General features: G+C 70.6%; 9 protein-coding genes and 2 pseudogenes. 5 read left to right on the forward strand and 6 right to left on the reverse strand.

The features are described 5' to 3' along the window. Nucleotides 1-101: 101 nt before the first annotated feature. The gene (locus ACWCRB_RS12740; protein WP_450996063.1) at nt 102-1,439 is read right to left on the reverse strand and encodes an MFS transporter; all 1,338 of its coding nucleotides are present in this window, start codon (nt 1,437-1,439) and stop codon (nt 102-104) included. Further along, complete coding sequence (locus ACWCRB_RS12745; protein WP_405536312.1) at nt 1,436-2,098, reverse strand: GntR family transcriptional regulator; 663 nt, start codon at nt 2,096-2,098, stop codon at nt 1,436-1,438. The genes ACWCRB_RS12740 and ACWCRB_RS12745 overlap by 4 nt, the downstream gene beginning before the upstream one ends. A gap of 314 nt (nt 2,099-2,412) precedes the next feature. Between ACWCRB_RS12745 and ACWCRB_RS12750 the strand changes: the two genes are divergently transcribed. Next, nucleotides 2,413-3,312: a D-alanyl-D-alanine carboxypeptidase family protein gene (locus tag ACWCRB_RS12750; RefSeq protein ID WP_450996113.1), complete on the forward strand. Its 900-nt coding sequence runs from the start codon at nt 2,413-2,415 to the stop codon at nt 3,310-3,312. Between the two features lie 53 nt (nt 3,313-3,365). Here the strand turns inward: ACWCRB_RS12750 and ACWCRB_RS12755 are convergent, their stop codons facing one another. Genes ACWCRB_RS12755 through pdhA form a run of 3 tightly spaced genes read right to left on the reverse strand, consistent with a single transcriptional unit; the run spans nt 3,366 to nt 7,121 of the window. Beyond that, nucleotides 3,366-4,766, reverse strand: a complete 1,401-nt coding sequence (locus tag ACWCRB_RS12755) for a dihydrolipoamide acetyltransferase family protein (RefSeq protein ID WP_450996064.1) — start codon at nt 4,764-4,766, stop codon at nt 3,366-3,368. A 10-nt stretch (nt 4,767-4,776) separates the two neighbouring features. Beyond that, on the reverse strand, nt 4,777-5,796 hold the full coding sequence (locus ACWCRB_RS12760; protein WP_450996065.1) for an alpha-ketoacid dehydrogenase subunit beta: 1,020 nt from the start codon (nt 5,794-5,796) through the stop codon (nt 4,777-4,779). A 2-nt stretch (nt 5,797-5,798) separates the two neighbouring features. Beyond that, the gene (gene pdhA, locus ACWCRB_RS12765; RefSeq protein ID WP_450996066.1) at nt 5,799-7,121 is read right to left on the reverse strand and encodes a pyruvate dehydrogenase (acetyl-transferring) E1 component subunit alpha; all 1,323 of its coding nucleotides are present in this window, start codon (nt 7,119-7,121) and stop codon (nt 5,799-5,801) included. 320 nt (nt 7,122-7,441) lie between these two features. On the opposite strand from pdhA, the gene ACWCRB_RS12770 reads away from it, so the two are divergent. The 4 genes and pseudogenes from ACWCRB_RS12770 to ACWCRB_RS12785 all read left to right on the forward strand — a co-directional run. Then, nucleotides 7,442-8,131 (forward strand): response regulator, encoded by a 690-nt coding sequence (locus tag ACWCRB_RS12770; RefSeq protein ID WP_450996067.1) that lies wholly within the window; start codon nt 7,442-7,444, stop codon nt 8,129-8,131. Between the two features lie 101 nt (nt 8,132-8,232). Next, nucleotides 8,233-8,649, forward strand: coding sequence for a pyridoxamine 5'-phosphate oxidase family protein (locus ACWCRB_RS12775; RefSeq protein ID WP_369029191.1), 417 nt, complete (start codon nt 8,233-8,235; stop codon nt 8,647-8,649). Between the two features lie 103 nt (nt 8,650-8,752). Further along, nucleotides 8,753-9,169, forward strand: a pseudogene (locus ACWCRB_RS12780) (phosphotransferase); the annotation flags it as partial. A 996-nt stretch (nt 9,170-10,165) separates the two neighbouring features. Beyond that, nucleotides 10,166-10,735 (forward strand): annotated as a pseudogene (locus ACWCRB_RS12785) (phosphotransferase); the annotation flags it as partial. A gap of 100 nt (nt 10,736-10,835) precedes the next feature. On the opposite strand, the gene ACWCRB_RS12790 reads toward ACWCRB_RS12785, so the two are convergent. Continuing rightward, nucleotides 10,836-12,431, reverse strand: a complete 1,596-nt coding sequence (locus tag ACWCRB_RS12790) for a protein kinase domain-containing protein (RefSeq protein WP_450996068.1) — start codon at nt 12,429-12,431, stop codon at nt 10,836-10,838. Between the last annotated feature and the right edge of the window lie 342 nt (nt 12,432-12,773).

The following is a 12,773-nucleotide window of genomic DNA, read 5'->3' on the forward strand; positions in this document are numbered from 1 at the left end:
GGGGAGTTTGAGGACGAGGCCGTTCAGGCCGACAGCGGGGGCCTGGGGGCGGCAGCCCCCAGAAACGCCCACACCAACACCGCCCACCTACTAACCAGCGTTCACACAGGAACGTGCACTGTAGAAACCCTGCTGGCAACCAACCGCTCCGACTCCCGCAGAGCGGCCCGCTTCCGCAACCGCAGAATCTGGCTGACGCCAACCCCCTGCAACAGGAACACGAACGAGAACGCGACGGTGTAGTTGTCCCCGGTCGCATCAAGCAGCACACCGACCGCGAACAGCGTCGTCATCGAGGCGACGAACCCGCCCATGTTGGTGATCCCGGACGCCGTCCCCTGACGCTCGGGCGGATTCGCGGGCCGCGCGAAGTCGAACCCGAGCATGGACGCGGGCCCGCAAGCCCCGAGCACCGTGCACAGCACCACCAGCAGCCACATCGGGACGTGCTCGGCGCCGGACACCGCCGGGTAGGCGAGCGTCACCGCCCACGTCACCGCCGTCAGGCCCACCGTGCCCAGCGCCAGCGGCAGCCGGGCCGTGTGGTGCCGGGCGACGATCTGGCCGTACACCAGGCCGATCACCATGTTCGAGAGCACGACCAGCGTGAGCAGTTCGCCGGCCGTCGCCCGCGTGAGCCCCTGTGCCTCGACGAGGAACGGCAGGCCCCACAGCAGCAGGAACACCATCGCCGGGAACTGGGTGGTGAAGTGCACCCAGAGGCCGAGCCGGGTCCCGGGCTCACGCCACGAGGCGGCGATCTGCCGGCGCACGTAGGCGGCCCCCTGATGCGGGAACGGCTCCGGCTCGTGCCCCTCGGGGTGGTCCTTGAGGAACACGAGCATCAGCACCAGCACCACCACACCCGCGAGCGCGCTGCCCGCGAAGGCCGCCGTCCACCCCACGCCGTGCAGCAGCCGGGCCAGGACGAGCGTCGAGACGAGGTTGCCCGCCATCCCGGCCAGCCCCGCGAGCTGCGCGACCAGCGGCCCGCGCCGCGCCGGGAACCACCGGGACCCGAGCCGCAGCACGCTGATGAACGTCATCGCGTCACCGCACCCGAGCAGCGCCCGGGAGGCGAGGGCCGTGCCGTACGAGGGCGAGAAGGCGAACCCGAGCTGACCCGCCGTAAACAGAATCACCCCGATGGTCAGCACCTTCTTGGTGCCGAGCCGGTCGACGAGCAGGCCGACGGGTATCTGCATGCCCGCGTAGACGAGGAGCTGGAGGATCGAGAAGGTCGACAGGGCGGACGCGCCCACGTGGAAGCGGTCGGCGGCGTCGAGCCCGGCCACCCCCAGGGACGTACGGAAGATGACGGCGACGAAGTACACGGAGACGCCGACGGACCAGACGAGGACGGCCCGGCGCCCACCGGGCGGATCGCCGGGCAGCGAACCGGAACCGGAACTGCTCTTCACTGCACCCCCGCGGCTCATCGGACCTCGCCCCGCGCCAGGTTGGAGAACCAGCTGACGTGCCGGTGCACGATCGCGACCGCCGCCTCCGGATCGCCCGAGCGCAGCGCGTCGAGGATCTCCTGGTGCTCGACGAGCGTCTTGGTGATGCGGTCGGGGTGGGCGTGCATGACGGCGACGCCCATCCTCAGCTGCCGGTCGCGCAGTTGGTCGTAGAGGCGAGAGAGGATCTCGTTGCCGCCGCTGCGGACGATCTCGGCGTGGAAGCAGCGGTCGGTCACGGCCGCGCCCGCGAGGTCGCCCGCAGCGGCCTGTTCGCGCTGCCGTTCGAGGAGTTCGGTGAGGCGGGCGATCAGCCGGGGCGAGGCGGGCACCGCCTTGCGGATCGCGTGCTCCTCGACCAGCTGCCGGGTCTCGACGACGTCCGCGATCTCCTGCGCGGAGACGGGCAGGACGAGCGCGCCCTTCTTCGGGTAGAGCTTGATCAGCCCCTCGGCCTCCAGGCGCAGCAGCGCCTCGCGCACCGGTGTGCGCGAGACCCCGACGGCCTCGGCCAGCTCGCCCTCGGTGAGCAGGGTCCCGCCTTCGTAACGGCGGTCCAGGACGCCCTCTTTGACGTGGGCGTAGACGCGGTCGGCGGCGGGAGGTTGCTTCACGTGCTGCACGGCCAGGCTGCTCATGCCGACAGCATAGATACAACACGTACACATGAGGGCGGCCGTCCGCCATATGGACCGATCCCGTGAGCCGATCGCCGGTCGGGGCGTGACGTCGCCGCACGGAGAGCAGTTCAGTCTCCGGAAGGGTCGCGGGAACCACGAAGAGCCGTACGGCGTCCCTCGGAAAGGGAAAATCGGGGAACCCGCCTCAGCACGCGCACAACCAACTGTGCTAGTTACGAGTCACACGAGAGCGGCATTCCGCCGACGACTCGGCCAACTCGGCCGCTCTCCAGGGGCATTCGGACGATTCAGACGTAATCGGGGTATTGAAGTTGATAACCGGCATCCAGGGCATCCGTTTCCGCAGAGCCGCAGCCGTCGTGGTCACCACCGGCGCCGTGCTCGCGACCGGAGCGCTCACCGCGGCGCCCGCGCAAGCCGCTGTCGCCACACCCACCATCACCGCCCCAGGCGGATTCCTGATGAACAGCGCCAACGGCTCGACCCTGTTCAGCAAGGCCCCCAACACGAGGCGGCTCACCGCTTCGACCACGAAGATCATGACCGCGAAGGTCGTGCTCTCGCAGGCGAACGTGAACCTTGACACCAAGGTCACGATCAAGAAGGCGTACAGCGACTACATCGTCTCCAAGGGCGCCTCGTCGGCCAGGCTGATCGTCGGCGACAAGGTCACGGTCCGTCAGCTGCTGTACGGGATGATGCTGCCGTCCGGCTGCGACGCCGCGATGGCCCTCGCCGACAAGTTCGGTACCGGCACGACGGTCGCCGCACGCACCAAGTCGTTCATCGCGAAGATGAACTCGACGGCCAGAAGTCTCGGCATGACGAACACGCATTTCGATTCGTTCGACGGTATAAGCAACGGCTCCAACTACTCGACGCCGAAGGACCTCACGCTGCTCGCCCGCAGCGCGATGAAGAGCGGCGCCTTCAAGGCGGTCGTGAAGACCAAGTCGTACACGGCGAAGACGGTCACGAAGACCGGCGCCTCCCGCAACACGACCTGGACGAACACCAACACCCTGCTCGGCTGGAACGGCACGCTCGGCATCAAGACCGGCTCGGGCACCGACTCCAAGTACTGCCTCGTCTTCGCCGCCACGAAGAACGGCGAGTCGGTCATGGGCGCCGTCATGACCGCCTCCTCGGCGGCCAACCGCACCACTGACGTCAAGAAGCTCATCAACTACGGCTACGCGAAGATCAGCTGACGCCTGCGCCAGACGGAAATGGGGGCGGCCACTCGAAGTGGCCGCCCCCGTTTTCACGCCCAGGTGATGAGCTTCTTCGGCTGTTCCAGGATCGCCGCCACGTCCGCCAGCACCTTGGACCCCAACTCCCCGTCCACCAGGCGGTGGTCGAAGCTCAGCGCCAGTGTGGTGACCTGGCGCGGCTTGACCTTGCCCTTGTGGACCCACGGCTGGAGCCTGATCGCGCCGACCGCGAGGATCGCGGACTCGCCGGGCGGGAGGATCGGCGTGCCCGTGTCGACGCCGAAGACGCCGACGTTGGTGATCGTCACCGTGCCGCCCTGCATCGCCCCGGGAGAGGTCTTGCCGTCCCGTGCCGTGGACACCAACTCGGCGAGCGCCGCCGCCAGTTGCGGGAGCGTCTTCTCGTGGGCGTCCTTGATGTTCGGGACGATCAGACCGCGCGGGGTGGCCGCCGCGATGCCCAGGTTGACGTAGTGCTTGAGCACGATCTCCTGGTTCGCCTCGTCCCAGGACGCGTTGACGTCCGGATTGCGCCTGATCGCGACCAGCAGGGCCTTGGCGATGAGGAGAAGCGGATTCACCCGCACCCCCTGCATCTCCTTGTCCTGCTTCAGCTCCTCGACGAGCTTCAGCGTGCGCGTCACGTCCACCGTCACGAACTCCGTGACATGCGGCGCCGTGAACGCCGAGCCGACCATCGCCGCCGCGGTCGCCTTCCGTACGCCCCTGACCGGGACGCGCGTCTCCCGCGTGCCGTCGTACGTGGCCACCGGCGCCGGTGCCGCGGGGACGGCCGGCGTGGTGCGCACCGGCTCGGGGGCCGGCGGGGCCACCGCCGCGTGGACGTCCTCGCGCGTGATGACGCCGTCGGGGCCCGACGGGGTCACCGTCGTCAGGTCGACCCCGAGATCCTTGGCGAGCTTGCGCACCGGCGGCTTCGCCAGCGGACGGGCGGCTCCTGCGGCCGGGCCGGCCAGGCCGTTGACGGTGCTGTGGCCGTTCAGCTCCTGCTGGACCGCCGCAGCGACCTCCTGGGCCGGGACCTCCGCGCCCTTGCGGGGACGGCGCTTGGTCGAGGACACAGCCACGCCGTAGCCGACGAGCACCGGCTGCCGGGCCGGAGGCTTCGCCTCCTCGGGTGCTTCGGCGACAACCGGAGTCCCAGTCTCCGCCGCGGCACCGCCACCGCCACCCCCGACATCCACCGCGATGATCGACGTACCCACGTCGACCGTCGTGCCCTCGGGGAAGTGGAGTGCGCGGACGACCCCGTCGTACGGGATGGGCAGTTCGACGGCCGCCTTGGCGGTCTCGACCTCGCACACCACCTGGCCGTCGGCGACCGTGTCGCCCGGCTGGACATACCACTTGAGGATCTCGGCCTCGGTGAGTCCCTCGCCCACGTCGGGCATCTTGAACTCGCGAACGGACGCGTCAGTCATCGTCGTCACGTCCCTCTCCTCAGTACGCCAGCGAGCGGTCGACGGCGTCGAGCACCCGGTCCAGGCTCGGTAGGTACTCCTCCTCCAGGCGCGCCGGCGGGTACGGGGCGTGATAGCCGCCGACCCTGAGCACCGGTGCCTCCAGGTGGTAGAAGCAGCGTTCCGTGATCCGGGCGGCGATCTCCGCGCCCGAGCCGAAGAACACCGGTGCCTCGTGCACCACGACCAGACGGCGGGTCTTCTCGACCGAGGCCTGGACGGAGTCGAAGTCGAGCGGGGAGACCGACCGCAGGTCGAGGACCTCCAGGGACCGGCCCTCCTCGGCCGCCGCGTTGGCGACCTCCAGGCACAGCTTCACCATCGGGCCGTAGGCGGCGAGGGTGAGGTCGCTGCCCTCGCGGACCACCTGGGCCTTGTGCAGCGGGCCCGGGATGGCCTCGACATTGACCTCGGCCTTGTCCCAGTAGCGCCGCTTCGGCTCGAAGAAGATCACCGGGTCGTCGCTCTGGATGGCCTGCTGCATCATCCAGTAGGCGTCCGACGCGTTGGACGGGGACACCACCTTGAGGCCCGCCACATGCGCGAAGAGCGCCTCCGGGGACTCCGAGTGGTGCTCGACCGCGCCGATCCCGCCGCCGTACGGAATGCGGATGACGACGGGGAGCTTGATCTTGCCCAACGCGCGCGCGTGCATCTTCGCGAGCTGGGTGACGATCTGGTCGTACGCCGGGAAGACGAAGCCGTCGAACTGGATCTCCACGACCGGGCGGTAGCCGCGCAGGGCGAGGCCGATGGCCGTGCCGACGATGCCCGACTCGGCGAGCGGGGTGTCGATGACCCGCTCCTCGCCGAAGTCCTTCTGCAGACCGTCGGTGACCCGGAAGACCCCGCCGAGCTTGCCGACGTCCTCACCCATGATCAGGACCTTGGGGTCGGACTCCAGGGCCTTGCGCAGCGATTCGTTGATCGCCTTGGCCAGGGCCATGCTCTTGGCCGTCACGGCCTTCGCCGTCTGCGATGCCGCTGTCTCTGCCGCCATGATCACGCCCCCTCCACATCTGCGAACGACGCCTGGTAGGCGGCGAACTGGGCCCGCTCCTCGTCCACGAGCGCGTGCCCGTCGGCGTAGGTGTGCTCGAAGATCGCGAAGTGGTCCGGGTCCGGCATGGCACGGACCGCTTCACGCACTCGCCTGCCCAACGACTCGCTCTCGGCCTCCAGTTCCGCGAAAAATCCCTCTTCCGCGTGGTTTGAGGCCTCCAGATATGTGCGAAGGCGGGCGATCGGGTCCTTCGCCTCCCAGGCCGCCCGCTCGTCGTCGTGCCGGTAGCGGGTCGGGTCGTCGGAGGTGGTGTGGGCGCCCATGCGGTACGTGTACGCCTCGACCAGCGTCGGGCCCTCGCCGCTGCGGGCCCGCTCCAGGGCCCACTTCGTCACCGCGAGGACGGCCAGGACGTCGTTGCCGTCCACCCGTACGCCCGGGAAGCCGTAGCCCTGCGCGCGCTGGTAGAGCGGGACGCGGGTCTGGCGCTCGGTCGGCTCGGAGATCGCCCACTGGTTGTTCTGGCAGAAGAACACCACGGGGGCGTTGTAGACCGACGCGAAGGTGAAGGACTCGGCGACATCGCCCTGGCTGGAGGCGCCGTCCCCGAAGTAGGCGACGACCGCGGAGTCGGCCCCGTCCTTGGCCACGCCCATGGCGTAGCCGGTGGCGTGCAGGGTCTGGGAGCCGATGACGATCGTATAGAGGTGGAAGTTGTTGCTGTTGGGGTCCCAGCCGCCGTGGTTCACCCCGCGGAACATGCCGAGCAGGTTGGTCGGGTCGATGTCCCGGCACCAGGCGACACCGTGCTCGCGGTAGGTCGGGAAGACGTAGTCGTCGGTGCGGGTGGCGCGGCCGGAGCCGATCTGGGCGGCCTCCTGGCCCAGCAGCGAGGCCCACAGGCCCAGCTCGCCCTGGCGCTGGAGGGCGGTCGCCTCCGCGTCGAAGCGGCGGGTCAGCACCATGTCGCGGTACAGACCGCGCAGGTCGTCGGGGGTGAGGGCGGCGACGTACGGGTCGTAGGCGGCGTTCTTGACGCGCCGGCCCTCGGGGGTGAGCAGCTGGACGAGGTCCGGATCGGCGCCCGTCGCGGCCGGCTCGGCGGCCCGCTTCTTGGGGACGGCTCGTTTGGCGGGGGCGCGTTTGGTGGTGGCTCGCTTCGCGGCGGTGGCCTTGGACTCGGTGGCAGTGGCGGGCTGCGCGGCCGTGGCTGATGCGTCGGCGGCCGGTGCGTCGGCGCTCTGCGCGGTGGTGCGGGTGGTACCGGTCTTGCTTCCGGCGCTGCGTCGCGGTTTGCGCGCGGCAGTGCTCTCCACGGTCACGTGTACTCCTCCGTCGGTCCGGCCCCGGGGTTACCGGGTAACCAGTGCGGTCACCTGTTCCCGATACCCGTGCACGGGGTGGGTGCCACTCGGCCGGGAACAGGCGTGACAGGTGTCCCGGCGAGCGTCCGCAAGCATCACGTTACCCAGTGCGCCATATTTCTATGAAACCCCCCTGACCTGCGATTTTGCTTGGAAATCCAAGTAAATTGAACAAGTCGGGAAGGGGCCCTGGTCACAGCCTTGCAGGGGGCCGGAACAACGGCACGTTATCCCGCGGACCCAGGCCACGGGAAGAGTCGGTATGTGAGACTGTTCGCGTGTCCGAAGACGGAAAAATCACTGTATTTCTCCTCGATGACCATGAAGTCGTCCGCCGGGGGGTCCATGAGCTGCTCTCGGTCGAGGACGACATCGTGGTAGTCGGCGAGGCCGGCACGGCGGCCGACGCGCTGGTACGGATTCCGGCCACCCGTCCGGACGTGGCGGTGCTGGACGTACGGCTCCCGGACGGCAGCGGTGTCGAGGTGTGCCGCGAGATCCGTTCCCGGGACGCGGGCGTCAAATGCCTGATGCTGACGTCGTTCGCCGACGACGAGGCCCTCTTCGACGCGATCATGGCGGGCGCCTCGGGGTACGTCCTGAAGGCCATCCGCGGACATGAACTACTGGCGGCGGTACGGGACGTGGCGGCCGGCAAGTCCCTGCTCGACCCGGTCGCGACGGCCCGTGTCCTGGAGCGGCTGCGGAGCGGCGGCGGCGCAGCCACGGGGGTGCAGGGGGACGAGCGGCTCGCGAACCTGACCGACCAGGAGCGCAGAATCCTCGACCTGATCGGTGAGGGGCTCACCAACCGCGCGATCGGCGAGCGGCTGCACCTCGCCGAAAAGACGATCAAGAACTATGTGTCGGGACTGCTGTCGAAGCTGGGCATGCAGCGGCGCGCGCAGGCGGCGGCGTACGTGGCACGGATGCATGCGGAACGACAGGGGCAGAGCCGGGGTTTCTGAGGTCTTGGGCCCTCCGGGGCGCCCGAATCGGGACCTAAGGCCTCTCTTCTCGGGGCGAGCGCCCCTGGTGTGCCCGTTTGTCCGTCGCCCACAGTGAGTGCATGCCGACCGAGGAACAGCACGAGCAGGACGACCAGCGCGCCGCCGACCTCCTCGGCCGCGTCGAGCACGGCCGGGTCGCGACCAGCATGCGCGCGCTGCCCTTCCTGGCGTCCGCCCGGCACATCGTCGTGGACGGCCGGGTCCTGCTGCGGCTGCACAGGGGGCACGGGTACCACCGGGCGTGCGTGGGCGGTGTCGTCGCGTACGGCGCGGACGTGCCGTCGGCACGCAACCGGCGGTCGTGGTCCGTGCAGGTCGTCGGGGAGTGCGCGGCCGTGGAGCCGACCCCCGCCGAACTCGACCGGTTCGGCCCCGCACCGCGTTCAGTGGACGGCGTTCCCTTCGACCCCGTCTATCTACGAGTCGAACCCCAGTTCGCCACCGTGCACTCCGTGATCGAAACCGACTGCCCGTGACAGCACGCGGTCGCCTGTGACTGCCTGTGACAAGCGCCCCGCTCACGCGCCCGGCTCGTGCCCTAGCATCTGGCGCGTGCCGCGCTCATCTGTACCACCCCTTGTGCCCCACGCTCCCCCTCTGGGCGCCCTCCTCCGCCAGTACTCCGCCGGGTCCGCGCTGACCTGCGACCCCGTCGACCAGGGGCTGCTGAACCGCGGCTACCGGCTCGCCACCACGCGCGGCGACTACTTCCTGAAGCACCATTTCGACCCCGAGACCGCCGACCCCGCCGCGATCGCCCGCCAGCACCGGGCGACCCAGCGCCTCGCGGATCTCGGCGTCCCGGTGGCCCCGCCGCTGCCCGGCCGCGACGGCCGCACAGTCGCCGTCGTCGGCGGCCACGCCTACGCCCTGCACCCCTGGATCGACGGCCGCCACCGCCACGGCGGCCAGCTGACCACCGTCCAGTGCGGCCGCCTGGGCGCGCTCCTGGGCGTGGTCCACGCAAGCCTGGAACGCGTGATGCCGACACGGGGCGGGGCGCCGGGCGAGGGCGCCGGACGGAACCAGGGCGTCCCGACGCCGAGGGTGACCGCCGGTGGCCGCGAGCCGGCTGCCGGACACCGCAGCCTCTCCCCGCGGGCGGAGGCAGGCCGACGGACGGGAACCGCTGGGCGCGCCGAACCCGCCCGACAGGGAATCGCACCCCGACAGGGCGGCTTCGCCGACCGGGACCAGGACGGCCCGGGCGATCGGGACCGGGACGGCCCGGGCGATCGGGACCGGGACGGATCCGCGGGCTGGGACGGGGATCGCCACGGATCCGCCGGCCGGGACCAAGGCCTCGTCGCCGACCGGGACCGAAGCGGACCCACCGCCCCGCGCTGGGACGGAACCGCCGGCCGAAACCAAGGCGCCCCCGCCGACCAGGACTGGGACGGCCCGGCCAGCCGACACCAAGGCCTCGTCGCCGACCGGCACCGGGACCGCCCTGCCGGCCGGAACTGGGACGGATCCGCAGGCCGAAACCAAAGCGTCCCCGCCAGCCGGAACTGGGGTGGACCCATCGCCCGGAACTGGGACGCAACCGCCGGCCGAAACCAAGGCGTCCCCGCCAGCCGGCACCGGGACAGCCCGCCCAGCCAGGACTGGGACGGACCCACCGGCCGGAACTGGGCCGGACCCGGCAACCGGCCCTGGCACGGAGCCGCGGGCCGAAACACGGGCCCCCTCACCGACCCGGACCCGAGCGGATCCGACGGCCGGTACTGGGACGGCCCCGCAGTCCCACCCTCGGCGGCCGGCCGGTACCGGGCCGCCACCACTACCGCCACCGCCACCGCTGCCGAAACCTCCGCAGCCTCCGCAGCCTCCGCAGCCACCGCAGCCACCGCAGCCACCGCAGCCACCGCAGCCACCGCGAAGTACACCTCCCCGTACCCCTCCCCGGCAGCCCCGGGCCCGGCTCCCACCGGCGGCTCCGCCGAACCCGTGCACGCGGTCGGCTCGCCCACCCCCACCGACCCCCCGCACGCCCCCTCCGCCGACCCCGCCGACACCTTCGCGCTCATCGACGACCTCCTGGCCCAGGTCCGGCGTCACCGGCCCACCGACGCCTTCGACGAGTTGGCCCGCTATCGGCTGCTGGAGCGGCGGGCGCTGTTGGAGCAGCACGCCGACCGGCGGCCGCCGCCGGGTGGTTCGGTGGGGTGGGTGCACGGGGACTTTCACCCGTTCAACCTGCTCTACAAGGGGGACGCGCCCGCCGCGATCGTCGACTGGGACCGGCTCGGTGTGCAGCCGCGCGCGGAGGAGGCCGTACGTGCCGCCGCGATCTTCTTCGTACGGCCCGCCGGCACGCTCGACCTGCCCAAGACACGGGCGTACGCGCGCGCGTACCGGCGTACGGCCGGGGCGACGCCCTCCGAGCTGGCCGCCGCCGTGCACCGGGTGTGGTGGGAGCGGCTCAACGACTTCTGGATGCTGCGCTGGCACTACGAGCGGGGTGACACCCGCGCCGACTCCCAGTTCCCGGCCGCCTCGGCGCTCGCGGTGTGGTGGACGCGCGAGTACGACGCCGTGTGCGGGGCGTTCACTGACTGAGCGGGCTGAACGGGCTGACGCCTACCGGGGCCGGGAGTGCCTGAACAACGGCACGCGCGCGTGGAGCCCTCTTCGGGCCGCACGCGCGCGTGGGGGCTGTTTACGGGGTGGTGCCGCCCTCGGTGCCGCCGTCTTCCTCACCGGTGTCGCCGGTCTCCTCCTGGGAGGCAGTCGCCGTGTTCGTCGGCTGCGTCGCCGTGTTAGACGGCTGCGCGCTCGTCTGCACGTCCGACGGTGAACTCGACGGCTCGGAGGAGGTGGTCTCGGACTGCGTGTACGACGGTGTGGGCGACGGCGTCCACTGGGACCCTCCGTCCGAGCCGCTGCCGTCGTCCGTCTCGACACTCGACGTCTCCTCGGAGACCTCGTCGCTCGGGCTCGCCGTGGCGTCGTCGTTCGTCGCGCTCTGCGAGGTCGTCGGCGACGGAGTGGTGCCAGTGTTGCCGCTGTCGCCGTTGCCGCCCTGCAGGGCGAGCGCGACGCCCGCCGCGATGGCGATCACCGCGAAGAACGCCAGTATCCACAGCTTGCCCCGGCCGCCGCCCCGGTTGCCGTGCCCCTCGAAACCGCCGTCGTCCCCGCCGCCGTAACCGGCGGGCAGGATCGGCTGGGGGATCTGGGTGGTCCCGGAGTGGTCGCCCGGGTGCTGGTTCATCACCGTCGTACCGGCGAAGCCCCCCGAGGGGGTGTGCCGGCCGTCGTGCATGTCGACGGGCCCGGTGTTCCAGGTGCCGGTGTGGCTGCCCTGGTCGTACAGCATCTGCAGGCCGTACTGGATCAGCCCGCGCATCTCCTCGGCGGTCTGGAAGCGGTCGTCGGGTTCCTTGGCCAAGGAACGCATGACGAGCCCGTCGAGTTCCGGCGGCGCCGCGTCCGAGACCTCGGACGGGGGCACCGGAATGTCCTGGACGTGCTGGTAGACCACGGAGAGAGGGGTCTCGCCCGTGAACGGGGGCCGCAGCGCGAGGAGTTCGTAGAGGAGGCAGCCCGTCGCGTACAGGTCCGAGCGGTGGTCGACGGCCTTGCCGAGTGCCTGCTCGGGGGAGAGGTACTGGGGCGTGCCCATGACCATGCCGGTCTGCGTCATCGTCGTGGACGCCCCGTGCAGCGCGCGGGCGATGCCGAAGTCCATGACCTTCACGGCGCCGTTGTGCGTGATGATCACGTTGGCGGGCTTGATGTCACGGTGCACGATGCCGTGCTGGTGCGAATAGGCCAGCGCTTCCAGCACCCCGGAGACGATGATCAGGGCCTGTTCGGGCCCGGGCGCCTCGGCGTTGATGAGGAGGTCACGGATGGTGCGCCCCTCGACGATCTCCATCACGATGTACGGGACGGACTTGGGGCCGCCCGCGCCGAAGCCGCCGTTGGACACCGTGTCCTCGCCCGAGTCGTACACGGCGACGATCGCGTGGTGGTTGAGCCCGGCCACGGACTGGGCCTCGCGGGTGAAGCGGGCCTTGGAGATCGGGTCCTCGGCGAGATCGGCGCGCAGCAGTTTGACCGCGACGGTGCGCCCGAGGCGTACGTCCTCGGCGGCGAACACCTCCGCCATGCCGCCCCGGCCGAGTCTGTGGGTGAGCCGGTACCGGCCGTCCCCCACCAGTCCGCCGTTGCCCCACAACTCAGGCGCGTCTGACATACCGCCGCCTGCCGCCTCGGGGTCGGACGGGCCCTGAGCGCGCTGCTGTGCCATCAGTCCTCGCCGTCGTTTCTGCCCGCGGTGCGCGCGGTGTTGTTACGGTCTCCGTCGGCCACGCTACAGCCTCCACGCAAGCCTCCGGTCCGGGAGGCGGCCCGAGAGCAGCTCCGGAAGGAGCCCCGGTACGAGTCCCGGGCAGACCGGACATCAAACCCGTTGCCGATATCGTCGTGCAAATTCCGTGCCCCGTCCGTCCAGCACCTGTAACGCTTCCGCGACGCTTCCTCCTCGTACGGTCACGGAACGGGCACCTCGCTTGACGTGTCAGTGCCCTCCGGCAGACTTGGCCCGGTATGAGCCAATCGATCACGTGCGGCTGTGAGAAAGCTCGGGGGA

Source organism: Streptomyces sp. NPDC002156 (assembly GCF_053593675.1).